This window comes from Zoogloea sp. GW822-FHT05C07, assembly GCF_058800215.1.
In genome coordinates this window covers 91,078-116,204 of sequence record NZ_CM179510.1, presented here as the reverse complement: position 1 = coordinate 116,204, position 25,127 = coordinate 91,078, and the positions used below count along the sequence as shown (strand labels likewise).

Sequence of the window (25,127 nt, the reverse complement as noted above, 5' to 3'; positions counted from 1 at the left end):
GCGCTCAGGCGCCCCGCGTCACGTTCAGTTGCCGGCGCCGCCGACGAGGGCCGGCAGCCCGGTGGCCAGCCACGGCAGCCAGGAGATCGCCAGCGCGCCGAGGAAGATCGCCAGCAGGGCCGGCAGCACCGATACCGCGACCTCGCGGATCGGTTTGGCGAACATCGCCGACGCGAAGAAGATGTTCATGCCGGCCGGCGGGCACAGGAAACCCATCTCCATCACCGCCAGGAAGATCACCCCGAAGTGCACCGGGTCGATGCCGTAGCTGACCGCCACCGGCAGCAGCAGCGGCACCAGCACGACGATGGCGGCGTAGATCTCCATCAGCGCGCCGGCGAGGAACAGGAACACGTTGAGCGCCACCAGGAAGGCGAACTTGTTCGGCAGCGCCTGTTGCACCCATTCCACTGCGGCGTCCGGAATGCCGGCGTCCACCAGGTAGTTGGTGAGGCCCAGCGCCATGCCGAGGATCAGCATCACGCCGCCGATGACCTGCGCGCAGTCGCCCAGGCAGCGGCGCAGCAGCGCCCAGTCCAGCTCCCGGTGGGCGACGGCCTGGGTGAGGATTGCGTAGGCGGCGGTGAGGGCCGCGCTCTCGGTGGGCGTCGCCACGCCGCTGACCAGGGAGCCGATGGCCACCAGCGGGGCCAGGATCTCCCAGCGGGCCGCCCACGCGGCGGACAGCGCCGCACGGGCGTCGGGCCGGGGCTGCGCGGCGTGCGTGGCGACGACGCTGCCGGGGCGCAGGTAGCCGCCGATCAGCAGCAGGAAGGCGACCATCACCAGCGCCGGGACGATGCCGGCCAGGAACATGGTGTTGATCGGCACGCGGGCGATGATCGCGTACATGATCAGCGGCACCGACGGCGCCAGCAGCACACCCAGTGCGCTGGCGCTGGTCACCAGGCTGATGCCCTTGCGTTCGGGGAAGCCAGCGTCCCGCAGCAGCGGCAGCAGGAGCCCGCCGAGGGCCAGGATCGTAACGCCGCTGCCGCCGGTGAAGGCGGTGAAGAAGGAGCACAGCAGCGCAGCGGCGATGGCTGTGCCGGTGACGCCGCCGCCGAAGCAGGCGGTGAACAGCGCGCCCAGGCGGCCGGCCGCGCCGCTGCGGGCGAAGACCAGGCCGGCCAGCGTGAACAGCGGCAGGGCCGGCAGGGACGGATTGACGGTGATCTGGTAATGGCTGAGGGGCACCGAAGCTAGCGGCTGGCCTTCCGACCAGAACAGGGCCAGCGCCAGGCCGCCGAGGATGGTGAAGATCGGCGCGCCGGCCAGCAGGGCCAGCACCAGCCACAGGGCCAGCGGCGCCAGCGGCAGCGTGGTGTCGTCGAAATGGCGGGCGAAGATGAAACCGCCAGCGGTCAGCGCAAGGCCGAGCAGCAGGCCGGCGATCCGGTGGCGGGAGCAGCGGCTGCCCAGCTTGAGGCCCAGCAGCAGGAAGCCGGCCGGCATCAGCGCCTGCACGCCCCACACCGGAATACCGTAGGCCAGCTCGCGGCCGGCCTCCAGTTCGCTGGCGACGAAGTTCCAGCTGGCGCTGCCGAGCATGCCGCACAGCACCGCGGCACTGCCCTTGGCGAACACCGTCGAGGCCGCACGCACAACCGGGTTGCGCGACGTGGCGAAGCCGTTGCCGAGGCTGGTCAGGTGCCCGCCGCGCTCGGCGCCGAGGGCGCCGAACACGGCCAGCGCGAGGCCCAGGTGCTGGACCAGCAGCGGCGCATTGTCGATGCCCTTGCCGTGCAGCGGGCGCAGGGCGATCTCGACCAGCGGGATCAGGGTCATCAGGGCCAGCGCAGCAGAGGCGATGGCTTCGTCGAAAGAGAGCAGGCGGCGCATTGAGGATAGGTCGGGGAGGTTGCTCGTGATGGCGAGTTCATGCGCCCTCTGGTGAGCAGGACCGGTTACCGGTTGGGGGAAGTTGCTCGGGCGAAGCCGGCGGGCGGATGAGCCCGCCCGCCGCACCGTTCAGCGTTTGCCGGCGCGGTAGGCCTTCAGTAGCGCGAAGACTTCGTCGAAGGTGTCGGCTGGCACCATCTTGCCGCGGATGCGCGGGTAGAGCTTGTCGGCCAGATCGTTCCATTCCTTCATCTGCTCGGCGTTGGGCTTGTGCACCTGCAGGCCGCGCTTCTTCATGGCGTCGACGGCCTCGTCCACTTCCTGGCGGGCCTTGGTGCGCATCTGCAGGCCGGCCTTGGCGCCGGCGCTGCGCAGGGCTTCCTGGGCGGCGGGGCTCATCTCGTCCCAGCTCTTCCTGGTGACCACCAGCGCGCCGACGATGGGCGCCCAGTTGATGTCGAGCATGTGCGGCGCGGTGTTATAGACCTGGCTGGCCAGCGCGAAGTAGGGCGTGGCGGGCACCGCGTTGATCATGCCGGTCTGGATGGACGGCAGGATGTCGGAGGTTTCCAGCGGCACCGGCGTGTAGCCGAGGCTCTTCATAATCTCCTGCTGCTCCGATTCGCCGGCCCAGGCGAAGAACTTCATTTTCTTGTAGTCGTCGGGGCGCAGGGCCGGCTCCTTGGAGAAGAAGCGCACCCAGCCGGCGTCGCCCCAGGCGAGCACCACGAAGCCCTTGTCGAGGAACTTCTTTTCCATGCCGACGCGCATCTTCTCGCGCACGTAGTCCACCTCCTCCCAGCTGCGGAACAGCAGCGGCATGTTCTGCAGCGCGGCGATGGACGGCTCGATCTCGCGCAGCCCGACCACCGACAGCAGGGCGCCCTGCAGCTGGCCGATGCGCATGCGGCGGGCCATGTCGGTTTCGCCGCCCTGGCTGCCGTCCGGGTAGATCACATACTTGGCGCCGTCGCCCTGGGCGGCGCGCCAGGCTTCGCCGACTTCCATCAGCTGGCGGTGGTAGAGGGAGTTCTTCGGGGCCAGGGTGCCGATGCGCAGCTGGCCGGCGGCCATGGCGTTGGCGCCGAGAAGGAGTCCGACAGCGAAGGCGGCGAGGCGGCTGAACTTGAACATGCGGCGTCTTTCTGTACGTTGAGGGCGAGTGGACGGTGCCGTGGGTGGCGGCCGGCCGGGGCGGGCGTTAGAACAGGTCGTCAGCGGCGTCGATCAGCCAGCGCGCGCGGCGGCGCATGACTTCGTTGGACAGGGCCAGAGGGCTACCCGGCGGATCCTGGATGGCGACGGCCTGCTGAAGCAGGTCGAGGAAGGCGGCCTTGTCGCCGGCCGGCTGGGCGATGCCCTCGGCCTTGCCGACGAAGGCGCCGGCATTGCGCCCGTTGCCGAGGCGCAGGGCCTCGTCGAAATAGGCCAGCGCCTGCTGGCGATTGCCGCCGGGGCGGGCGACTTCGAAAGTGCCCATCAGGCCGGCCAGGCTGCCGTTGCCGAAGCCCGGCTCGGTGCGCCAGGCAAGTTGGGCCAGCGCGATGGCCAGGGGCAGGTCGGCGACGGTGTCGGGATCGTCCTTGGACAGGGAGATCAGGCCGCCCCATGAGGCTGCGCCCCAGTAGGCAAGGGCGACTTGTTCGGGGGCCAGGCGCAGGGTGGCGAACCGGGCCGGGTCGGCCAGGCGCTGGCGGAAGCCGGGCTGGGCGGTTTCGAGGGCGGCGAGGGCGTGGTCCCGGCCGCGCCGGTACAGGCGGGCGGCCCGCTCCCGCAGGCGCTGGGCGCCCTTGGCGTCGGTGGCCTCCAGGCGGTCGGCCTCGAAGGCGACGAAGGCGTAGGCGTACTGCGTGAAGCCGCTGGCGACGGCTGCGGCCAGCGGGGCATGGTCGGGCTGCTGGCGCAGCACCGATTCGGACAGCTTGAGGTAGAAGGCGCTGGCTTCGTGGGCCAGCTCCAGGTCATCCTCGCTGGATTGGCCCTGGGCGGCCAGCTGGTCGGCGACGCCGCGCATGACCAGTTGGGTCGGGGAGCAGGCGCTCAGGCCGGCAGCGAGCAGGATGGGGGCAGCGAGGCGCGCCAGACGGGCTGGCGTGGCGGTGATCGGCATGGGAGGGCGTGGGTCTGGTGGGCCGGCGTTTCGAGCCACATGCTTGAAACGCCGAGAAGATAGCCCGCCAATGTTGCGCGGGCGTGACCACCGGCCGCGCGCCGTCCCATGCCGACGGGATCAGCGGATCAGCTCGGCGAGCTTGCCCTTGGGAACGTTGAGAAAGCTGCTGATGGCGGCGAGGTGCTCGTTGTGCTCGGTGAGCAGGATGGGGCGCGGTTCGAGCACGTGCAGGTCGAAGTGCCCGGGTTGGTTGCCGTCCTGCTGTACCGAGTAGCCCCAGGTGATGCCGGTGTTGAAGAGGCGGCCGATGGGGCCGTCGAGTTCGACCACGTAGTTGGCGAACTTGGTGTTGGTGAGGCCGGTGAACACGCCCCGTTCGAAGTTGCCGTTGATTTCCCGCGGGGTGTCGATCAGCCAGCATTCGCTCTCGCCGAGCTGGCGCATCTCGTGCCCGGCGTAGGTGGCCGAGTGGCTGCCGATCTTCACGCCGTCGCTGCCGTACAGGCATTGCTCGAGGACGATGGCGGTGTCGTCGTCGGGGTATTGCTTGTCCACGTTCCAGTCGCCGACGACGGTGTGGGTGAACAACTGGGTCTGCGGCCGGATGAGCTGGAGCAGCCCGAGCTTGTGCTCGTGGCTGCCCTGGCGGGTGAAGCGGATCTTGAAGTCGGCGCCGTACTGGACGGCCGAGCCGGCTTCAAGGGGATTGAGTTCCCGGGTGACGTAAGGCGTGATCTCGAGGGCGAAGTGATCGAGCTGATAGCTCCTGTGATTTCCGTAGTTGCTCATGGCCGTACCTTTCATGCTTGGGTAGGGGCAAAAATGCCCTGCGCAGCACCCCGGTCTCCATGCGAATTTTCTCCCTCCGCGGCCGGGGTGCTTGCTTATATAAATAGCATTTTTTGGTACGGCCGGGGAAATCAGTCCAGCAGATCGGAATATTCCTTTTGCGCATAACCGTCGAGACGCATCCACGGCAATCTTGCGGGCATGGCCTCGCGGGTGGCGATCATCGTGCTGCGGTTGGTGCCGGCCTGGTTGGCCGATTCGATGCGGCGCGGGTACTGCTCCTTCTCGTCCCACAGCACCTGCACGCGGGCCTGGGCGGTGCCGCCTTCGTACCAGCGGGCACCGGCTGGCGCGCTGCGGTTGCTGGCCTTCATGCGCTTGATCTGCTCCGGGTCGAGCAGCTGGTTGGCGGTGGTCCATCTGCCGTCGAAGCCGATATTGGCGTAATCCACCGGGGCGATGTCCACGACCATCTTCTCGTGTTCATTGACGATGCGCACACGCAGCTTGCCGTCGTTGCCGCGCTGCACCCAGCGGGCGGCGGCGGAGGTGTCCAGGTGCTTGTGGTTCTTGTCTCCGGCCTTGTGGTCCTCGGCTTCGTGGGTGTGGGCCGGCAGGATGCGCTCGACCCAGCTCTGGTTGTCGCGGCGGACCAGGCGCTCGCCGAAGCGCACGATGCGGGTCACGCCGTCGGCGCCGAGGGTGGTGATGTCGTGCTCGACCTTGAGGGCCAGGTCGTCGGCGAGGGCCGGGGCGGCGAGGAGGACGCCCAGCAGGGCGGGAAGCAGTCGTTTCATGATGTCGCGGGAAAAGAAAAAGCCCGACCTGGGAAGGTCGGGCGAAAAAGGGGCCAGTCTTTCAAGCTAGGGCAGCCCCCCTGGATGGCTCGGTAGGGATCAGAGGCCGAGGGCGGACTTCACCAGGCCGAAGACCTTGGTGTTGACCATGGTGCCCTTGAAGCCGGCATTGCCGGCGCCGGTGGAGAAGAGCATCACGTCGCCGCCGCCGTGGGTTTCGTTGCCGACGGCGCCGAGGTTCACGCCGACTTCCTGGATGTAGTCGTCAGCGGTGGTGTCCACACTGCTCAGGTCGTCGCGGACGGCCTTGCGCGGGCCACCGCCATTGCCGAAGACCAGGGTGCCGTAAGGCTTGCCGTCGGCCGCGTTGGCCAGCACGGGCTTGCCCTGGACGGTGGTCTGGGTGATGTCGGTGACCTTGCCGAGGATCGGGTTGCCCTTGTGGGAGTAGCCGTTGATGGTCATCGTGTGGTCGTGGTCGGCGGTGACGACGATCAGCGTGTTCTTTAGGTCCACCAGGCCGAGGGCACGCTTGATGGCGTCGTCGAAGGCGATGGTGTCTTCCAGCGCGCGCTTGGCGTTGGTGCCGTGCAGCGCGTGGTCGATACGGCCGCCTTCGACCATCAGGAAGTAACCCTTGCTGTTCTTCTGCAGGATCTTGATGGCCTTCTCGGTCATGTCGGCGAGGCTGGGCTCGTCGATGTTGTTGGCCGTCTTGGCGCGATCCAGTTCGTAGTTCAGGTGGTCCTTGTTGAACAGGCCGACCAGCTTGCTGGTGGACGCCGGGTCGATGGCCTTGAAGGCGGTGCCGGTGTTCACGTAGGTGTAGCCAGCGGTCTGCAGCAGGGCGGTGAGGTCCTTGCCGTCGGTGCGCTTGCCACCGGTGGCGGTGGGCAGGAAGAACTTGGAGCCGCCGCCGAGCAGCACATCCACGCCGGTGCCAAGGGCCGCGTTGAACTTGCCGGAGCCCGGTACCACCTGGGCGGCGATGTCGTTCTCGCCGTCGCGATGGCAGATGTGGGAGTAGGTGGCGGCCGGGGTGGCGTGGGTGATGCGGGTGGTCGTCACCGCGCCGACGGCCTTGCCGGCGGCCTTGGACAGTTCCAGCAGCGTGGCCACGGCCGTGCCGTTGCCGGTAGCCGGGCAGGTGCTGTCGCCGGTGGCGCTGTTCACATACGGGGTGCTGCCGTTGTAGGCCTTGGTGTCGGCGCTCATCGACAGGACTTCGTTGTTCATCTTCACGCCGGTCATGTAGGCGGCCATCGACGGGGCGGAGTCGGTGGTCTGGGCGTCGTTGGAGTAGGTCTTGATGCGCGCGGTGCGCTTCAGGCTTTCCATTGTCAGCTGGCCGGCCTCGCCGTACTTGTAGATGCGGCTGGCGGTGACGGTGGTGGGGCCCATGCCGTCGCCGAGGAAGAAGATGACGTTGGTGGCTTCGCCGGCGGCGAAGGCGGAGGAGGTGGCGCCGATCAGGGCGATGGCGGCCGCGCAGGTCTTGAAGTGGGTTTTCATCGTGGGTTAGCTCCGCTTACAGGCCGACCGACTGGCGGATCAGGTTGAAGACTTCGGTGTTGGTGATGACGCCGGTGAACTTGTCCGCACCGCGGCCGATGGCGCCGAGGAAGACATCGGTGCCGCCGTGGGTCTCGCTGCCGGCGGCCATCGGGATGGCGGCTTCCTGGTGGTAGCTCTTGTCGGCGACCTGAGCATCGGTGAGGGCCGTGCGGGTGGCCGGACGGTTTTCGCCGTTGCCGAAGCCGATGATGGTGAAGGGGTTGCCGGAGCTGTCGAGGTTGAGGGCGCCGGTGACGAAGTTCTTCAGCAGGCCGAGCACGCCAGGGTTGCTGTCGGTGGTGGCGCCGGTGCGGGCGGCGTAGCCGTTCAGCACGATGGTGTGGTCGTGGTCGGCGGTGACGACGATCAGCGTGTTGGACAGGTCCGCGTCGATGGTCTTCATCTTGGCGATGGCGGTCTTGATCGCGTCATCGAAGGCGACGGTGTCCTGCAGCGCCTTCTTGGCGGTGGTTTCGTGCAGGGCATGGTCGATGCGGCCGCCTTCCACCATCAGGAAGAAACCCTTGTTGTTCTTCGACAGGATGTCGATGGCCTTGGTGGTCATCTCGGCCAGGCTCGGCTCGACGGCCGGGTCGCGGTCGATGTCGTAGCTCATGTGGCTGCTGGTGAACAGGCCGACGAGCTTCTTGGTGGAACTGGCCGCGGCGGCGTCGAACTCGGTCTTGTTCTTGACGTAGGTGTAGCCCTTGTTCACGAACTCGGCGGTCAGGTCCCGGCCGTCGGTGCGCTTGCCGCCGGAGGCGGTGGGCAGGAAGAACTGGCGGCCGCCGCCGAGGAGGACGTCCACGCCGTCGCCGAGGGCGCTGTTGTAGCCGGTACCGCCGGGCACGGCCTGGGCGGCGATGTTGTTCTCGGCATCGCGGTGGCAGATGTGGGAGTAGGTGACGGCCGGGGTGGCGTGGGTGATGCGGGTGGTGGTCACCGCGCCGGTGCCCCAGCCGGCGGCCTTGGCCAGTTCGAGCAGGGTGGTGACGGCCTGGCCGTTGCCGGTGGCCGGACAGGTGCTGTCGGTGCCGTTGAGGTAGTTCTTGCCGGTGGCGTCGAAGGCCATCGTTTCCGGCGTCATGGAGATGACTTCGTTGTTCATCTTCACGCCGGTCATGTAGGCCGCCATCGACGGGGCGGAGTCGGTGACCTGGGCGTTGTTGGAGTAGGTGCGGACGAAGGCGGTCTCGGGCAGGGTGTCGATGGTCAGGTCGCCGTCTTCGCCCACCTTGTAGATGCGCGCTGCGGTCAGGGTGTTGATGCCCATGCCGTCGCCGAGGAAGAAGATGACGTTCTTGGGCGCGTCATGGCTGCTGCTGTTGCCGCCACAGCCGGCGAGGAGTGCCGTTGCTGCAGCGACGGCGAGGAAGACGGGTTTCAACATGCTTCGGAAGCCTCCGGGGGAAAGGGGATGGGCAAGGGGGATTTATCAAAGACGGCAAATATGGCAGCGATGTATTTCGATTACATGAAAGCTCGATGAAGGCTTTGGCGGGAGCCACTGCTGGGAAAGGTTTCCGTGGAGGCGAATCCCTCGCCCCCGCGGAGGACGCACGAAAAGTCTCCAGGCGGAGACTCGCCGCCGGCCGCAGGGCGTCAGCGGCCCATTTCCTTCAGATAGGCCTTGCGGGCGGCCAGCGCGGTGTCGGCGAAGTCGGAGAACACGCCGTCCACGCCGAGGCGGTAGTAGGCCAGGTATTCGTTCTGCGGGTCGCCCTTGTAGTCGCTGGCGAGGCGGCGCTGTTCGTTGCGGAAGGTGTAGGGATGGACGAACAGGCCGGCCTTGTGGGCGTCGGCAATCAGTGTGGTGGCGGGCTGGCTGACGGTGTCGGCTTCGTTGATCTTGCCGTCGCCGTTGATGTCCGTCAGGTTGCCGCTGGCATCCAGCGTGCCCTTGACGGTGATGATGTAGCGCTTCCACGGGCCGATGCCGTCGGCGTAGGTCTTGATCTCGGCGAGGCCGGCCGGCGTGACCATGGCGCTGAACAGGCGGCTGTCGCCGGCCTTGGCCCAGTCGTAGGGCTTGTCGTAGGGCATGGCGTAGGTGAGGGCACCGGTCTTGAGGTTCACATCGTCGGCGTCGATGAGCTGCACCATCTTCGTGTTCAGCCCCTTGCTGCGCATGTACTTGAGGCTGCTCGGCTCGAAGGACTGCACGAAGATCGGCGCGGTCTTGCTGTTCCAGCCGGCCTTGTTGATCAGGTCGATAAGCTTGTCTTCCAGCGGCAGGCCGAGATCCCGGTGGTAGGTGGGGTTCTTGGTTTCCGGGTAGACGGCGATCGTGCGGCCGGTGGCGGCGCTCCTGGCCTTCACCAGGTCGATGAGCTCCTGGAAGGTGATGACCTTGTAGAGGCCGTTGAACTGCTGCGGACGCTCGGCGTCGGTGGAGATGCCGCCGAGGGTCTTGATCTCGGCCAGCGTGAAGTCGCTGGCGAACCAGCCGGTCTGGGTCTCGCCGTCCACCTGGATGGTCTTCTTGCGGTCTGCGAATTCGGGGTGGCTGGCCACGTCGGTGCTGTAGGCCAGGTTGGGGTCGTGGCGGGCGATCAGCACGCCGTCCTTGGTGGAGATCAGGTCCGGTTCGACCACGTCGGCGCCCATGTCGATGGCCATGCTGTAGGCCTCGAGGGTTTCTTCCGGCAGATAGCCCGAGGCGCCGCGGTGGGCGATGACGAGGGGCGTGTCGCCGTTCAGCGTCGGCAGGCTGTCGTTGTCGTTGGAGCCGCCGCAGGCGGACAGCAGCAGGATGCTGCAACAGGCCAGCGCGACGGGCGTGAGGCCGAAGGAAGTGGACGAAGTGTGGGTGGGCTTGCGCATGGGAATTTCCGGGTCGAAACCCATGAAGATGCCATCTTTCTATGACGTATTCGTTATTTGGCGGTGAGGTCGAAGGTTTTCGGTTTTGCATGCTGCTGTGCAACAAACGTGTAACTGCCACGCTCTAGGCTCGCGGGCTTTCCCCTCCCCGGAGCATGTCCATGGATCGCCGCAGCTTTCTCCGCAACAGTGGTTTTCTGACCATCTCGGTAGCCGTTGGCGGGCTGGCCGGCTGTGGCAGCAGCGGCTCGGGCCTGCCGCCGCGGGCAATCGGCAGCGACTGGAAGTTTCCGCAGAGCGTTGGCCCAGCGTGAATCCGATCGCCCGCACGGTCACTGCCCGCGTGGCGGCGGGCAGCGCGGCGCTGAGCGTGGTCTGATTCAGTGGGCCTGGCCGGCCACGCAGGCCCAGGTGGCCAGCGCGTCCAGCCAGGCGTCCGGGCGCTCGCGTTCGATGCGCCCGGCCCCGGCGAAAACCAGCCCGTTCTCGCTATCCACTGTCAGTGCGTCGCCTTCCTGCAGGCACCGTTCGCCGAAGCTGATGGTGCGCTGTTGCAGGTCGATGGCCAACTCGCCGCAGCCCACGAGGCAGGGCTTGCCGAGCTGGCGGGCGATCACCGCCGCATGGGCGCTGCGGCTGCCGCGGGCCGTCAGGATGCCTGCGGCGGCCTTGATGCCGGGCAGATCGGCGGTGCTGAAGTCATTGCGCACGAGGATGCAGGGCAGGCCGGCGGCGGCATACTGGACGGCGCCGGCCGCGTCGAGGGCGATCGCGCCCGCGGCGACGCCGACGCTGGCCGGGATGGCGGTGGCCAGGCGTTCGAGGGGCGGATCGGCGATGAGGCGGGTGCGCGCGATCTGGTCCACGTCGACGTCGGCGAGTCGCTCTAGAGCGGTGGCCGGCGACCAGGCGCCGCGGTTCACCTGATCGACGGCGATGCGCAGCGCCGCCCACGGCGTGCGTTTGGCGTCACGGGTCTGCAGGAGGTAGAGCACGCCGTCCTGGACCGTGAATTCGAATTCCTGCACGTCGCCGAATTGCCGCTCCAGCAGTGTGCCGAGGGCCTGCAGGTGGGCATGCACGTGGGGCAGTGCGATGGCCAGGCGGGCGGCGTCAGAGGCCGCGTGCTGGCCCGACACCACGTCCTCGCCCTGGCTGTTGAAGCGGAAGTCCAGGTAGGGCGCGGGGTTGCCGTCGGCCGGATTGCGGGTGAAGCCGACGCCGCTGCCGGACGTGCCGCCGGCATTGCCGAACACCATCCGCTGCACGGTGACGGCGGTTCCCATGCTCTCGTCGATGTCGTGCAGCTGGCGGTAGGTGGCGGCGCGGGGGGACTGCCAGGAGTCGAACACGGCTTCGCTGGCGGCAAGGAGCTGCTCCAGCGGGTCCTGGGGAAAGGGCCGGCCGACCACGCTTTCGTAGACGTCGAGGTAGCTGCGGGACAGGCTGGCCAGCGCGCGGAAGTCCAGTTCGGCGGGGCGGCTGACGCGGGCATGCTCGAGGGCCAGCCGCAGCGCCGCGTTGAAGGGCTCCGGCGGGGCGTGGTGCACCACCTCGGCAAACTGGTGGATCAGGCGCCGATACGAATCCCAGGCCAGGCGCGGGTTGCCGGTGAGGCGCAGGAGGCCGCGCAGGGTGGCGTCGGTGAGGCCGACGTTGAGCACGGTGTCCATCATGCCGGGCATCGAGACCGGCGCGCCGGAACGGACCGAAACCAGCAGCGGCTTGCGGCCCGAGCCGAGCTCCAGCCCGCAGGCCGCCTCCAGGCGTTCCACCTGGTTTTCGAGCAGGGCGCGGAGCGGGGCACGGAAGTTGGCGGGGTCGGCGCGGCGTGCCTGCTGCACGGCGGTGCCGAGAATGAAGGCCTGCGGCACCGGCAGGCCGATGGAGGCCATGCGGGCCAGGTTGAAGGCCTTGAAGCCCATCCCGTCGACCGCGCCGTCGATGCGCGGGCCGGGCAGGCCGATGGCGTAGATGTGCGCCTGGAGATCCATGATCTACTCGCTCAGTATCGCGGCCAGCACGTGGTCGCGGAGTTTGAGGGCGGTATGCAGGAGGGCGTCCGCCGCGGCTTCGAGGTTGCGCGCGCATTCGGTGCTGGCGAAGCGCTGGGGAAAGGCGTCGCCGGCGACGATCAGCGCGCGCTTGAAGCTGCGATGGGCATCGTCGCTCCGCCGTTCGGCGGCCATGATCTGGTGCACCGCTTCGAGGAAGTCCTGCAGCTCTTCCCGCGGGCAGCCGCGGCGCACGTTGCGGGCGCATTCCAGGGCCTTGAGGAATTCCTGCGCGCTGCCGACCACCATGCCGGCCAGACTTTCCAGCGCGTCGAGCAGCGCCGTACTGGGTGGGGTGCCGGGGATCAGGCTGAGGTGGAAGGCGGCTTCCTCAAGTTCGTCGGTGATGTCGTCGGCGCTTTCGAGCAGCGTGCAGTAGAAGTCGTTGTGGCCGGCACCGCTGTGGCGCAGCTCGCGGGCGAGGTTGACCAGCTCGTCGGCCCGGTGCTCCCACGCCTTGGCGCGTTCGGCGTTGAAGGCGATCTGCGCGCCGCCGTCCGCGGTGCGCAGATCGAGGAGGCTGTCACGCACGCCGCTGGCGAGCTCGACGGCCAGCGCGGCATGCTCGGCGGCGATGTCGATGAGCTGGTGGCGGGTGCTGCGGAAGCAGCTCACCAGCTCGGCATGGATGCGGTCGCGCAGCATGTCGTCCGGCATGCCCTGCTGCTGGCTCTCCGAGCAGACGCGCAGCACGAACTGCATGAAGGCGGTGGCGCGGCTGCGTTCCAGCATGTCGTCGAGGCGCGAGCCGAAGGCGGGCGGCGTCTGCGCGGCGAAGGCGAGGGCGTCGAAGACCAGCTGTTCGCCGCCGGCCCGCAGCCAGCCCATGTGGCCGAGGTTCTCGTCGGCGGCCCATTTGAGCAGGCCCAGGCTTTCCTTCTTCGGCAGCAGCAGGCGCAGCCGCTTGCGGGCGCGATTCCAGTCGATCAGGAAGACCAGTCGGGAGCCGAGGAACTGCAGGTAGTCGCACAGCCCGGCTTCGTTGTTGGCGGTGAAGCGGCCGGTGCCCATGTGGTAGACGCCGTCCTCCAGATCCCGGTCGGTGCGGGAGCGGGTGTCGTCCCAGCTCACAGCCCAGTGCTCGAACAGGCTCTGGAAGAACACCAGGCGCTGCATGTGGATGTCGGTGTAGGTCAGCGTCACGCAGCGCTTTTCCACGTGCACCACGAGGACGTGGGCGTCCGTCGTGCCGATGTCGTTCTGCAGGATCAGCCGGCCGCCGTTGCGGGTGGCGGTGGTGCCGAGGCCGGGGTGATCGAACTTGAGGGGGCGGGTGGCGTTGACTCCGCGCATGAAGGCGGCGATCAGCGGGCGGTCGCCCGGTGCGGTGTCGTAGGTGGCGGCGCCGTCGATGTCCTCGCTGGCGATGCGGGTCTGCAGCCGGTTGAGGGCCTTGTGCATGTCCATCACCAGCAGGTGGGCGCTGTCGCCGCGTTCCCGGTCGCCGGAGGTCAGGCGCTGGATCTGGGCCGCGCTGAGGGTGTCGGCGCTGTCGCACCAGGCCTGGGCGTGGAGGGCGGCCAGGCGGGCGGCCAGCAGGACCGAAACATCTTCGCCGCTGTTGCGGATGGGCTCGAACATGCAGTCCAGCTCGGCGGAGATGCGTCCGCATAGGGCGTCGGCCGAGGGGACGTGGAACAGGTCGGTATCGATCTGCTGGCTGTTGCCAGGAATGTTGTCGAGGTTCTCGTCGCCGATGCCGGCGGCGACGCGCTCCAGGCCGAGGGAGGCGGGAGGCCGCTCCGGATTGCAGGCCTGGGCCCGGGCGGTCTGGATCAGGCTGAGGTAGTACTTGGCACGGTCGTTGGCGCCCAGTGCCTCGGCCAGCAGCGCCGGCAGGAGCAGGCTGGGCTCCCCAAGGGCGTCGATGATGCGGGTCTTTTCCGTCATGATCCTCTTCCGCAGGGGATGGAGAGGAAAGACTGCGCCGCGCGGGTGACAGGCGTATTGCTGTTTGGGGTGGTCCAAAAGAAAACGGCGCCCGGAGGCGCCGTTCGGCATGCGTGCAGCGGACCGCTTACTTCTTGGGGGTCAGCTTGGTGAAGGCCTGGAAGGCTTCCGTGGAGGCCTTGGTCATCTGCTCGTAGGCGGCACGGGCAGTGTCCATGGCGGTCTGGATGGAGCCCAGGGCGTTGTGGTCGCCGATGGGCAGGCCCTTGAAGAGCTTCTGGAAGGAGTCGACGACATCCTGGCCGCCGCCGGTCAGCTGCTCGGTGACCATCTTGCCGACTTCGGCCTGGGTCTTGGCGGTGATCTCGGCGATTTCGCGCGCACAGGTCAGCATCTTTTCGGTGGTGCTCTGGGCGTAGGCGGTGCGCAGGTTCAGGGCTTCGGCCGGATCCTTGACGCCGGACAGGGCCTTAGCATTGGCGACGCCTTCTTCGAACAGGGACTTGGCGGTGCCGACCTGCAGTTCCATGATGCGCTGGGAGTTCTCGATGGAGAGCTGGGCCAGACGCATGGCGGCTTCCAGGTTCTTCTTCTGAATCTCGTTGAATTGCTGTTCTTGCTTTGTAGCCATAGATTTTCTCCACACGTTGTTATTGAACAGTAAGAGCCCCAGACTGAATCCCTCCCGTGGCCTCCTGTGAAAAACGATAGCACAGGCTCTTATAAGGGCGATGGCAGGAGGGCAAAAAAACGGTGTGCAATAGTGCATTATGTTGCACTGCAGCAACAGCTGTGGCGTAGAACCCTCACTGTCCGTCCGTTAGCCCGGCCCGGGCCTCTTCAGCCGAGTCGAAAATCCCGGGCGAAAGGTGCCGGGCGCTGAGCGCATCGCCGAGCTTCGTACGCAGGAAGGGGTTGGTGGCGTAGCGGGTGACCTGGGAATAATGGGTTTCCATCAGGCCCTTGATCATGTTCGCGTAGGGTTCGATCAGCTCGTCGAGAATGTCGAAGCCGTGGTAGTTCACCACCACCGGCACCTTGTGGCCGACCGGGTCGAGGATGCTGGTGACCAGGTAGCGGATCCGGTCCACGTCATCCGCGTGGCGCAGGCGCAGGTTGTCGAAATCGATGAAGAAGAGGTTCTGCCCGGCGTCGTAGTGGAAGCGCGATTCCAGCGGCGTGGCGAGAATGGTCTGGCGCAGTTCCATCGGCGCGTCGCGGAAGATGCGTTCGTCCATCACGCACGGCGTGCCGCGGATGATCGGCTTGAAGGCCATATGGGCCAGGATGTCCCGCTCCACGTTGATGCCCGGCGCAACCTCGATCAGTTCCACGCCTTCGGGCGTCAGCTCGAACACGCAGCGTTCGGTGATGTAGAGCACCGGCTGCTTGCGCCGCACGGCCTCGGCGCCGCTGAAGGTGCGGTGTTCCACTTCCTTGACGAACTTGACCGCCTTGCCTTCGACGAGGATCTTGAGCTGGCCGTCCTGCAGCGCGACTTCGAGGCCGCCGGCAGTGAAGGTGCCGACGAAGACGACCTTCTTGGCGTTCTGGCTGATGTTGATGAAGCCGCCGGCGCCGGTCAGCTTGGGGCCGAACTTTGAGACGTTGAGGTTGCCCTGCTCGTCGGCCTGGGCCAGGCCCAGGAATGCAATGTCCAGGCCGCCGCCGTCGTAGAAGTCGAACTGGCTCGGCTGGTCCACGATGGCCGCGGTATTGACCGCCGCGCCGAAGTTGAGCCCGCCTTGTGGAATGCCGCCGATCACGCCCGGTTCGGCGGTGAGGGTCAGCAGGTCGATGACCCGCTCCTCGGCGGCCACTGCGGCGACGCCCTCGGGCATGCCGATGCCGAGATTCACCACCGCGTTGGGGATCAGCTCCATCGCCGCGCGGCGGGCGATGATCTTGCGCTCGCTCATCTCCATTGGCTCGAGGGACGTGACCGGGATGCGAATCTCGCCGGAGAAGGCCGGGCTGTACTGCTCCATGAAGGTCTGCATGTGCCACTCGGGGCGTTCCGCCACCACCACGCAGTCCACCAGGATGCCGGGGATCTTCACCTGCCGCGGGTTGAGGGAGCCGGATTCGGCGATGCGCTCCACCTGGGCGATGACGATGCCGCCGCTGTTGCGCACCGCCATCGCGATGGCCTGGCCTTCCAGCGTCAGGGCTTCCTTCTCCATCGTGATGTTGCCGTCCTGGTCGGCGGTGGTGCCGCGCACGATGCCGACGCTGATCGGGAAAGCCTTGTAGAACAGGTATTCCTCGCCGTCGATTTCCATGATCCGCACCAGGTCTTCGGTGGTGCAGCTGTTCACCTTGCCGCCGCCGAAGCGCGGATCGACGAAGGTGCCGAGGCCGACGCGGGTCAGCGTGCCTGGCTTGCCGGCGGCGATGTCCCGGTACAGGTGGGTGATGACGCCCTGGGGCAGGTTGTAGCCCTCGATGCGGTTGGCGACTGCAAGCTCTTGCAGGCGCGGCACCAGGCCCCAGTGGCCGCCGACTACACGCTTGACCAGGCCCTCGTGGCCCAGGTGGTTGAGGCCACGGTCCTTGCCGTCGCCCTGGCCGGCGCCGTAGACGAGGGTCAGCCCCTCGGGCTTGCCGCGGCCGTCGCTGCTCTGGTCGCGGGTTTCCAGGAAGCGCTGTTCGAGGGCGATGGCGATGTTCTCGGGAAAGCCGATGCCGACGAAGCCGGTGGTGGCGAGGGTGTCGCCCGAGCGGATCAGCTTGACCGCGTCGGCGGCGCTGACCACCTTGCCGGTGTTGCGGCCTTGCGGAGGGGAGAGTTTTGGTCTTGTCTGGCTCATTTTCGGGTCTCCTTTGGCGGTCGGGGCGTGGCTCAAACGATACCGAAAAGATAGTAGGCGGTGATCACCACGAACACCGCCGAGGTCTTGATGACGGTGATTGCGAAGATGTCGCCGTAGGACTGCCGGTGGGTCAGTCCGGTGACTGCCAGCAGGGTGATCACGGCGCCGTTGTGGGGCAGGGTGTCCATGCCGCCGGAGGCCATCGAGGCGACCCGGTGGAAGACCTCCAGCGGAATGCCGGCCGCCTGGGCGTTGGCGATGAAGGTCTCGGCCATGGCGGCCAGCGCGATGCTCATGCCGCCGGACGCGGAGCCGGTGATGCCGGCCAGCGTGGTGATGCTGATCGCCTCGTTGATGAGTGGGTTGGGGATCGCCTTGAGGGCGTCGGCGATGTAGATGAAGCCCGGCAGCGCCGCGATGATGGCGCCGAAGCCGTACTCGGAGGCAGTGTTCATGGACGCCAGCAGGGCGCCGCCGACGGCCGCCTTGGAGCCCTCGGCGAATTTTTCCATCACCGGCTTGAAGGCGAACGCCAGCACGCACAGGATGCCCAGCAGCAGTGCCGCCTCCACGGCCCAGATCGCGGCGATCTTGGTGACGTCGGTGGACACCGGCTTGGCCAGACCGGGCAGGGCCAGTTCATGCACCTTGCCGTAGATGTCGGGGATGATGTTGGTGAATACCTTGTTGAAGATGCCGACGACGAACAGTGGCAGGATCGCGATGACCGGGTTGGCGAGCTTCTCGTGGGTGAAGGGTTCCGGTTCGTTGAGCAGCTTGTCGCCGTAGCCCTCGCCGGCGTTCTGGGCTGTGCGGCGGCGCCAGTTGAGGAAGGTCAGGCCGACGATCAGGATGAACACCGCGCCGATCACGCCGAGGGATGGGGCGGCCCAGGTGTTGGTCTTGAAGAAGGTGGTCGGGATGATGTTCTGGATCTGCGGCGTGCCGGGCAGGGAGTCCATCGTGAAGGTGAAGGCGCCCAGCGCGATGGTGCCGGGGATCAGGCGCTTGGGAATGTTGCCCTGGCGGAACATCTCGGCGGCGAAGGGGTAGACCGCGAAGACCACCACGAACAGGGACACGCCGCCGTAGGTGAGTAGCGCGCAGACCAGCACGATCGATAGCATGGCCCGCTCGCGGCCGACCATGTTGATCACCGACGAGACGATGGCCTTGGAGAAGCCGGACAGCTCGATGACCTTGCCGAACACGGCGCCGAGCATGAAGACTGGGAAATACAGCTTCACGAAGCCGACCATCTTGTCCATGAACAGGCCCGTGAAAGCCGGGGCGACCAGGCCGGGATCGGTGAACAGCACGGCCCCGAGGGCGGCCACCGGAGCAAACAGAATCACGCTGTAGCCCCGGTAGGCGATGAACATCAGAAATACCAGGGCGGCGATGACTATCAGGAAATCCATGGTCCTTACCTTTCTGTAACAACTATGAGACGGAAATGGAAACGGAAGCGGAAATGCCGATGTCGCGATGCTGCGTGGCGACGGAATAATCAAGAAAAATTGGTTGGCAAAGATTACGCCATGTGGGTGATGCATATGGCGTTGTTTCGTTAGGGGTATTCCCCTAGGCAATCGAGCAGTACTGGCCCGACATGGATGTGTGGTCGTGATTTCGGTGTCGGGAAACTTTACGGATGCGGGCCCGGTTTACTGGCCTTTATTTCTAAGTTGTTGAATATTATTGTGTCTCTATATTTGGCGTATATATTGCTGTTCGTGGGGACAGGAGGAGGTTTTCATTACCCATGGTGGAAGGAGGGGTAGTGGTGCGCGATAGAAGAACATTGTTGGCTCTCCGCGAAATGGTTCTTGCAGAGGCACGGCTGGCTGCTTGAAGCCAGCCGTGCCGTATCGTATATCGCAGCATTTTTCGGCTTTTCGGCATGTCCGCATCGGAAGCCGGCGTGAGCGTTGAAGCCTTGCGCCGGTCTGTTCCGGACTTTCTCGCGGTATCACCGAAACAGCCGGGGAGGAGCACGATCATGAGCCCGCTGAGTTGGTGGTTTGATTATTGGACTGGCGCTTTCGACGCTTATCTGTCCCACATGGGTGGGTGGCGCTCCTTGCGGTCCCCGGACGAATATCTTCAGGACAGCGGCTGGAGGTGATTCGCGCTTGAAAGAAGCTGCTGCCCGGTGGATTTGAATGGCGCCGGTAGCGGAATATTGCTCACACAAGAAATGCCCTTTGTCGGCGGACGGAGGGCATTTGCTTTTTCGCTCGGCGGGGCAGGGTGTGGAATACGGCACGGCGGCCGTCTTCCATGTGTTCAAGTCGGTAGTGCGGACGTCGTTATGAACACGTTTCTCCGGCCTGAAACAGGCGGAGAAAATACCGGGATGCACGTTTGTCGGCTTGCCGGTCGTGGTCTTGTCCGAGATTCATCCGCATGGAAAACGAAAACCGCCAGGATCAGCAACTGCGCTGGTCCCTGATCGAAAACGCCTTTGCCCAGGGGACGGCGGGGGCCTTGTTCAATGGTGCCGCCGTGCTGTGCATCGCCTGGCTGCACAAGGCGATGACTGGAGACTGGCTTGCGCTGCCCTGGCTGCTGACGATGCTCGCCATGATTGCCGTCCGGATCGTGACGCTGCGCGTGGGCGGGCGGATTGTCGGCGAGCGCTCGCTGGGGTTCATGGAGCGCCTGTTCTGGATGCCGCTGGCGGCGGTGTCCGCCTTGTGGGCGCTGCTGCCATTCCAGTTGTGGTCAGGAATCGGCACCGAAGAGATGCTGCTGCTGGCGCTCATCCATTTCGGCCTGGCCGGGCGGGCTGCATCCGTGCTGGCGCCCGTGCGGTGGTCGGCGCGTTTCCATATTGCCTGCCTGCTGCTGCCGGGGGCCATGCTGGTTTTCACCCTTCCTTTGCCAGGGGCCGTGGTGCTCGGCGGACTGGCGATCTGCTATCTGCTGACCATGCTGTCGGTCCACAAGTGGGCTCACAGGACTTTGCTGACCGCCCGGCGCCGCCTCATCGAGAACCAGGCGCTGCTGGGCGAGGCGCGGCGGCAGCAGGAAACCGTCGAAATCCTGAACCAGCAGCTATTGGCCGCCCGCGATGCGCTGGCTGCCCAGAATGCCGGGCTGGAGCGCGCGGTGGTGGAGCACACGGCGAAAGCCCGGCTGGCGTCGGCGGCCATTGAGAACATTGCCGCCGGAGTGATCGTCACCGATGCGGACGGATTGATCGTCGAGGCCAATCCGGCTTTCTGCGCAATGACCGGTATGTCTCCCGCCAGCATCGAGGGGCAGCCGATCGGGACGCTGAACCCCGCCGACCACGATCCGCTGGCCGTCGAAGCCATGTGGGCCGAACTGCGCCGCATGGGCTACTGGTCCGGTGAAGTGTGGAGCCGCAAGGCGGATGGCGGCCTGTTTCTGGAGCGCCGTTCCATCGACGCGGTGCGCGACGCGGATGGGAAGGTCACGCACTACGTGTTTGCGGTCACCGACATCACCGAATCCCAGGAGAAGGACGAGCGCATCCGCTTCCTGGCCTTCCACGATGCGCTGACCGGATTGCCGAACCGCTTCCTGCTGGAGGACCGCCTGCGCCACGGCATCGAGATGGCGCGCCGGGATCGGGAGCAGCTGGGCCTGATGTTCCTCGACCTGGACCAGTTCAAGAGTGTCAATGACAGCCTCGGCCACCAGGTCGGCGACATGCTGCTGGTGGAGGTCGCCCAGCGGGTGAAGAGTCTGGTGCGCCAGTCAGATACCGTGGCGCGGCTGGGCGGCGACGAGTTCGTGGTGCTGGTGCGCGGCCTGCAGAATGGGCGGGTCTGCGCCACGCTGGCCCGCAAGATCATCGAGGCGATCAGCGAGCCGATCCAGGTCCTGTCCCACCGCATCAATATTGGCACGTCGGTTGGCGTGGCGGTGTTTCCGGATGATGGCGGGGACGGCACTACGCTGATGAAGAACGCCGACGTGGCCATGTATGCGGCCAAGGCCGCCGGACGGGGCGTCTACCGCTTCTTCGAGCCGGCCATGTCGGAGGCCGCCCAGTTGCGGCTGGAGCTGGAAACCGCGCTGCGCCATGCGTTGGGCCACGGGGAACTGAGCCTGCACTACCAGCCCAAGGTGCGGGCCACCAGCGGCGAGATCGTCGGCTACGAGGCGCTCCTGCGCTGGCACAACGCCGAGCGGGGGGCCATCCCGCCATCCCAGTTCATTCCGGTGGCGGAGGATTGCGGCCTGATCGGCGAACTGGGGCGGTGGACTCTGCGCGAAGCCTGCCGGCAGATCGCTGCCTGGCATCGCGGGGGCTACGGCTGGCAGCGGGTGGCGGTGAACATCTCGGCGCGCCAGTTCGTCGAGGGCGACCTGGTTGGTGAGATCCTGTGCCAGGCCGAGGCGGCGGAGATTCCGCCGACGCTGCTGGAGATCGAACTGACCGAGAGCATGGTCATGAACCGTCCGGAAGAAGCGGCGCAAACCCTGCGGGCGCTCAAGGAGCTGGGCGTGACAGTGGCCATCGACGACTTCGGCACCGGCTATTCGAGCCTCGCCTATCTGCGCCGCCTGCCGATCGACGTGCTGAAGATCGACCGCTCCTTTGTCGGCGAGGCCGACCTGGACGAACACGGGGTGGCGATCGTCCAGACCATCCTGGCGCTGGCGCGCACCCTTGGGCTGGCGGTGGTTGCCGAAGGGGTGGAGACGGAGAGCCAGGCAGACCTGCTGCGGCGCGGTGGCTGCGATTTCCTGCAGGGCTACCTGTTCAGCCGGCCGGTGCCGGCCAGGCTCATCGAGGAGCGCTGGCGGGCTGTCTCCGATACGGTGGCGGCCGTTTCCTGAGCGGCACTGCCGCCGCGGGCGGCGACCCGTCGCTTACATCGAGGCCTCCTTCTTCTTCAGGCGGTAATTGAGCTGGGGGCGAGTGATGCCGAGCAGGCGCGCAGCGCCGGACAGATTGCCCTTGGCTTCCTTGACTGCATGCTGGATCAGCGCCTGTTCGAGGCCGTCCAGTCCGATGCCGGCGGCGATGACCTGCGTGCATAGCGTGTCGGTGGCGTCATCGGCACTGGCAGAGCTCAGGCTGCCGGCGTCGTCGATGCCTTCCTGGCGGGCCTCGAAATCCTGCGGGCCGGCGAACAGGTGTTCCACCTCGATCCATTCGTCCTGCGGGGCGAGGATCACGCCGCGTTCGATGGTGTTCTCCAGCTCGCGGATGTTGCCGGGCCAGGCGTGGCCCTTGAGTGCGCGCAGGGCCTTGTCGGTGACGCCGGCGAGGCGCTTGCCGTGCAGCGCGCCGAAACGCTTCAGCATGGCTTCGACCAGCAGCGGAATATCGGCAACCCGTTCGCGCAGTGGCGGGATCACCACCGGATAGACATTGAGCCGGTAGAACAGGTCGTTGCGGAAGCGCCCGGCCTTGACCGCCGCGTGCAGGTCCACGTTGGTGGCGGCGACCAGACGCACGTTGATCTTGCGCGTGCGGTCGTCGCCGAGGCGTTCGATTTCGCCCTCCTGCAGCACGCGCAGCAGCTTGGCCTGGGCGGCCAGCGGCAGCTCGCCGACCTCGTCGAGGAACAGCGTGCCGCCGTCGGCGCGCTCGAACTTGCCCATCCGTGATACCTGGGCGCCGGTGAAGGCGCCGCGCTCGACGCCGAAGAGTTCCGATTCTATGAGGTCGTGGGGAAGGGCCGCGCAGTTGATCGCCACGAAGGGGCCGGCGGCGCGGGGGCTCATCTCGTGCAGCGCGCGGGCGAAGCGCTCCTTGCCGACGCCGGTTTCGCCGAGCAGCAGCACCGTGACCTGGGTGACGGCGGCCTTGTCGATCAGTGTGTAGGCGTGGCGGAAACCGGCCGACGAGCCGATCAGGCTGGGCGGCGGCAGGCGGCGTTCCAGCGTGGCGCGCAGCGCATCGACCTCGCTGCGCAGTTCGAGCATGCGGCTGACGATGGAGTCGGCCTCGTAGTAGGGCGTGTGGTCGGCGGCGTCCGGCCATTCCTCCACCGGCTTGCCGACGATGCGGCAGCGGTTGCGGCCGGTGGCCATGCACTCGGTTTCCTTGAAGAGGATGAAGCGCCCCATGAAGGCCGAGGTGTAGCCCGACGCATAGCCGATCTGCATCCAGCACACCGGATGTTCGGAATGGCCGAATTCCCGCACGTGGACTTCCGCCTCGACGGAGTTCTCCCACAGGAAATCGCCGTAGAAGTGGCTGGCGTCCTCGTCGAAGTCGAGCTTGAATGGGGTGACATGCACCATGCCTTCCAGCATGTGCAGCTGGGGGCCGACCACGAAGGCGTCCTGCAGGCTTTTATTGCCGCGAATCTTCCTGGCCAGTTCGGCGTCGCGGGTGCCGGCGGCGTAGCCCATGCGGGTCAGGATGCGGCGGGCCTGGTCGATGCCGACCGAGTTGATGAGTTCCTTGCGCAGTTCGGACAGGGCGGCCGCGTGCATCAGGATCATGCGGCTCTCGTGGAGCCAGATCAGGCCCTTCTCGGAACAGAAGCGCACGAGGCTGCGCAGATCGGCGTTCTGCGGGTAATGAATGTCGCTCACGATGTCTCCTCCAGCGTCTTCCGCCGCTTGATAGGAATAGTGATGGCCGGCGTGTCGCCGGGCAGCGGGAAGACAGGGCCTTATAACACGTGCCCGATGTGGGGCTGCGGACGCTCTGCACGGCGGAGCGCCGATTCCTCATCAGCTTGCGTTATAAGCTTATTGGCGATAATAATACAGAATCTCGAGAAAAATGAAGCCGGGTTGATTCGCCAACAAGAGCGAGCACGCCGGATTGACGATGTGCCAGGAGGAGACCATGGCCCAGAAGTACCTGATCCATATCGGAAACAGCGGTGAGGACTATGCCTGCGATGCCGAACTGAACCTGCTGCGCGGCATGGAGGTGCTGGGGCGGCGGGGCATTCCTGTCGGCTGCCGCGGCGGCGGCTGCGGCGTGTGCAAGGTGGCGATCCACTCCGGCAGTTTCGAGGCACGCAAGATGAGCCGCGACTGTGTGAGCGCAGAAGAGGAGGCCAGCGGCGTGGTGCTGGCCTGCCGCGTCTTCCCCCGCGGCGAGATGTCCCTGACCGTGGTCGGCAAGATGGTCAAGGCACTGGAGCGGGGAATGGAAAAGACAGGGGCGCCCGTGGACGCCCCCGCTGCGCAGCTGCCGGTCAGGCCGGCAAGCTAGATCACCGCGTTCAGAACGGCTGCGGCCGCGGCGTCCCGTCGACGGACGGCGGTAGCACCGGCAGCTTGAAAGACGGCTGCTGCCCGGTGAGGGTCTTCAGGAAGGCGACGATCTTCGCATTTTCGTCAGCGCTGAACTTGCGGCCCAGCTGCAGGCGGCCCATGGTGTCCACCGCTTCGCCAAGGGTCGCCGCGCCGCCGTCGTGGAAGTACGGATAGGTGAGCTCCACATTGCGCAGCGTGGGCACCTTGAACAGGAAGCGGTCGGCGTCCTTGCCGGTCACCGCGATACGCCCCTCGGCCGGGCTGTTCGCCTTGTAGGCCTCCACCACCCCCATCTTCTGGAAGGAACCGCCACCGACGGCCGGGCCGTTGTGGCAGGCCACGCAGCCGCTGTCCTTGAACAGCCTGTAGCCGGCCAGCTCTTCCGTGCTCAGCGCCTTCTTGTTGCCCTTCAACCACTGGTCGAAGCGCGAGTTGGGTGTTACCAGCGTTTCTTCGAAGGCGGCGATCGCGCCGGTGATGCGGTCTACGTTGACCTCGTCCGAACCGAAGGCCTTGCGGAAGGCCGTCACATAACCGGGGATGGTCTTCAGCGTATCGACCGCCAGTTCGTGGCTGAAGGCCATCTCGCCCGGGTTGGCGATCGGGCCGCCGGCCTGTGCCTTCAGGTCGGCCGCGCGGCCGTCCCAGAACTGGGCCAGGTTGTAGCGGGCGTTGAGCACGGTGGGCGAGTTGATCGGCCCTTTCTGCCAGCCGTGGCCGATGGAGCTCTTGAGGTTGTCGCTGCCGCCCAGGGACAGGTTGTGGCAGGAGTTGCACGAGATGAAGCCCGACTTGGACAGGCGCGGGTCGAAGAACAAGGCCTTGCCCAGCTCGACGGCGGCTGGGTTGGTGACCTTGGGTGGCACGATGGGCTGGATCGGTTCGGCGGCCGGCGCTGCATGGGCGCTGCCGATGGCGCAGGCCGCGAGGCTGAGGACGGAAAGGCTGCGGTTCAGGTTCATGAAGAACTCCTTGTGGGTTTGAGGATGGCCGGGGCTGCTGCTTGGGACGCCCGCAGGGCAAGTCCCGGATATTCATCCCTGAGGTTTAAGGAATTCTTAAGGAATATGCAAACAGGTAGTTGATATGTCAAATGCCTGTTTTGGGTTTGTCGCTGCGCAGACGTGTCCAGAGGTGAATGAGGTGTCCGAGTGACTTGACCAGATCATCAAGCTGCGCCGCAGCATTTGATCAATTGATCAATCAATAAAATCCGCTTTTTCTCGCAATCTCGAGAAAAAGC

Annotated in this window: 18 protein-coding genes; 3 read left to right on the top strand and 15 right to left on the bottom strand. The window is 66.3% G+C overall.

Annotated elements, in window-relative coordinates:
* Window positions 1-24 precede the first annotated feature (24 nt).
* From AC3QL2_RS00500 to AC3QL2_RS00465, 8 genes are all read right to left on the bottom strand, one after another.
* The gene (locus AC3QL2_RS00500) at window positions 25-1,842 is read right to left on the bottom strand and encodes a TRAP transporter large permease subunit (RefSeq protein ID WP_493234120.1); all 1,818 of its coding nucleotides are present in this window, start codon (window positions 1,840-1,842) and stop codon (window positions 25-27) included.
* A 129-nt stretch (window positions 1,843-1,971) separates the two neighbouring features.
* A complete protein-coding gene (locus AC3QL2_RS00495) occupies window positions 1,972-2,976 on the bottom strand; it encodes a TRAP transporter substrate-binding protein (RefSeq protein WP_493234119.1) in 1,005 nt (334 codons plus the stop codon).
* Window positions 2,977-3,043: 67 nt separating this feature from the next.
* Window positions 3,044-3,952, bottom strand: a complete 909-nt coding sequence (locus AC3QL2_RS00490) for a TRAP transporter TatT component family protein (protein ID WP_493234118.1) — start codon at window positions 3,950-3,952, stop codon at window positions 3,044-3,046.
* 120 nt (window positions 3,953-4,072) lie between these two features.
* On the bottom strand, window positions 4,073-4,744 hold the full coding sequence (locus AC3QL2_RS00485) for a hypothetical protein (RefSeq protein WP_493234116.1): 672 nt from the start codon (window positions 4,742-4,744) through the stop codon (window positions 4,073-4,075).
* Window positions 4,745-4,875: 131 nt separating this feature from the next.
* Entirely contained in the window at window positions 4,876-5,541 is a 666-nt protein-coding gene (locus AC3QL2_RS00480) for a hypothetical protein (protein WP_493234114.1), read from the bottom strand.
* 99 nt (window positions 5,542-5,640) lie between these two features.
* On the bottom strand, window positions 5,641-7,053 hold the full coding sequence (locus AC3QL2_RS00475) for an alkaline phosphatase (RefSeq protein ID WP_493234112.1): 1,413 nt from the start codon (window positions 7,051-7,053) through the stop codon (window positions 5,641-5,643).
* A 16-nt stretch (window positions 7,054-7,069) separates the two neighbouring features.
* Complete coding sequence (locus AC3QL2_RS00470; protein WP_493234110.1) at window positions 7,070-8,485, bottom strand: alkaline phosphatase; 1,416 nt, start codon at window positions 8,483-8,485, stop codon at window positions 7,070-7,072.
* Window positions 8,486-8,697: 212 nt separating this feature from the next.
* Window positions 8,698-9,918: a glycerophosphodiester phosphodiesterase gene (locus tag AC3QL2_RS00465; protein WP_493234109.1), complete on the bottom strand. Its 1,221-nt coding sequence runs from the start codon at window positions 9,916-9,918 to the stop codon at window positions 8,698-8,700.
* 161 nt (window positions 9,919-10,079) lie between these two features.
* Between AC3QL2_RS00465 and AC3QL2_RS00460 the strand changes: the two genes are divergently transcribed.
* Window positions 10,080-10,232 (top strand): hypothetical protein, encoded by a 153-nt coding sequence (locus AC3QL2_RS00460; protein WP_493234107.1) that lies wholly within the window; start codon window positions 10,080-10,082, stop codon window positions 10,230-10,232.
* A gap of 66 nt (window positions 10,233-10,298) precedes the next feature.
* On the opposite strand, the gene AC3QL2_RS00455 is transcribed toward AC3QL2_RS00460, so the two are convergent.
* The 5 genes from AC3QL2_RS00455 to AC3QL2_RS00435 form a co-directional block, all read right to left on the bottom strand.
* On the bottom strand, window positions 10,299-11,912 hold the full coding sequence (locus tag AC3QL2_RS00455) for a PEP/pyruvate-binding domain-containing protein (RefSeq protein WP_493234105.1): 1,614 nt from the start codon (window positions 11,910-11,912) through the stop codon (window positions 10,299-10,301).
* 3 nt (window positions 11,913-11,915) lie between these two features.
* Window positions 11,916-13,862: a phosphate transport regulator gene (locus AC3QL2_RS00450; protein WP_493234103.1), complete on the bottom strand. Its 1,947-nt coding sequence runs from the start codon at window positions 13,860-13,862 to the stop codon at window positions 11,916-11,918.
* A gap of 127 nt (window positions 13,863-13,989) precedes the next feature.
* Window positions 13,990-14,493, bottom strand: coding sequence for a phasin family protein (locus AC3QL2_RS00445; protein WP_493234102.1), 504 nt, complete (start codon window positions 14,491-14,493; stop codon window positions 13,990-13,992).
* A 175-nt stretch (window positions 14,494-14,668) separates the two neighbouring features.
* The gene (locus AC3QL2_RS00440) at window positions 14,669-16,672 is read right to left on the bottom strand and encodes an acyl CoA:acetate/3-ketoacid CoA transferase (RefSeq protein WP_493234100.1); all 2,004 of its coding nucleotides are present in this window, start codon (window positions 16,670-16,672) and stop codon (window positions 14,669-14,671) included.
* A 32-nt stretch (window positions 16,673-16,704) separates the two neighbouring features.
* On the bottom strand, window positions 16,705-18,096 hold the full coding sequence (locus AC3QL2_RS00435) for a GntP family permease (protein WP_493234098.1): 1,392 nt from the start codon (window positions 18,094-18,096) through the stop codon (window positions 16,705-16,707).
* Between the two features lie 988 nt (window positions 18,097-19,084).
* Here AC3QL2_RS00435 and AC3QL2_RS00430 point away from each other — a divergent pair.
* Window positions 19,085-21,493: a putative bifunctional diguanylate cyclase/phosphodiesterase gene (locus AC3QL2_RS00430; RefSeq protein WP_493234096.1), complete on the top strand. Its 2,409-nt coding sequence runs from the start codon at window positions 19,085-19,087 to the stop codon at window positions 21,491-21,493.
* A gap of 33 nt (window positions 21,494-21,526) precedes the next feature.
* On the opposite strand, the gene AC3QL2_RS00425 is transcribed toward AC3QL2_RS00430, so the two are convergent.
* The gene (locus AC3QL2_RS00425; protein ID WP_493234094.1) at window positions 21,527-23,206 is read right to left on the bottom strand and encodes a sigma 54-interacting transcriptional regulator; all 1,680 of its coding nucleotides are present in this window, start codon (window positions 23,204-23,206) and stop codon (window positions 21,527-21,529) included.
* A gap of 259 nt (window positions 23,207-23,465) precedes the next feature.
* On the opposite strand from AC3QL2_RS00425, the gene AC3QL2_RS00420 reads away from it, so the two are divergent.
* Window positions 23,466-23,840, top strand: coding sequence for a 2Fe-2S iron-sulfur cluster-binding protein (locus AC3QL2_RS00420; RefSeq protein WP_493234092.1), 375 nt, complete (start codon window positions 23,466-23,468; stop codon window positions 23,838-23,840).
* Window positions 23,841-23,850: 10 nt separating this feature from the next.
* On the opposite strand, the gene AC3QL2_RS00415 is transcribed toward AC3QL2_RS00420, so the two are convergent.
* Complete coding sequence (locus tag AC3QL2_RS00415) at window positions 23,851-24,846, bottom strand: cytochrome-c peroxidase (RefSeq protein WP_493234090.1); 996 nt, start codon at window positions 24,844-24,846, stop codon at window positions 23,851-23,853.
* Window positions 24,847-25,127: the final 281 nt, after the last annotated feature.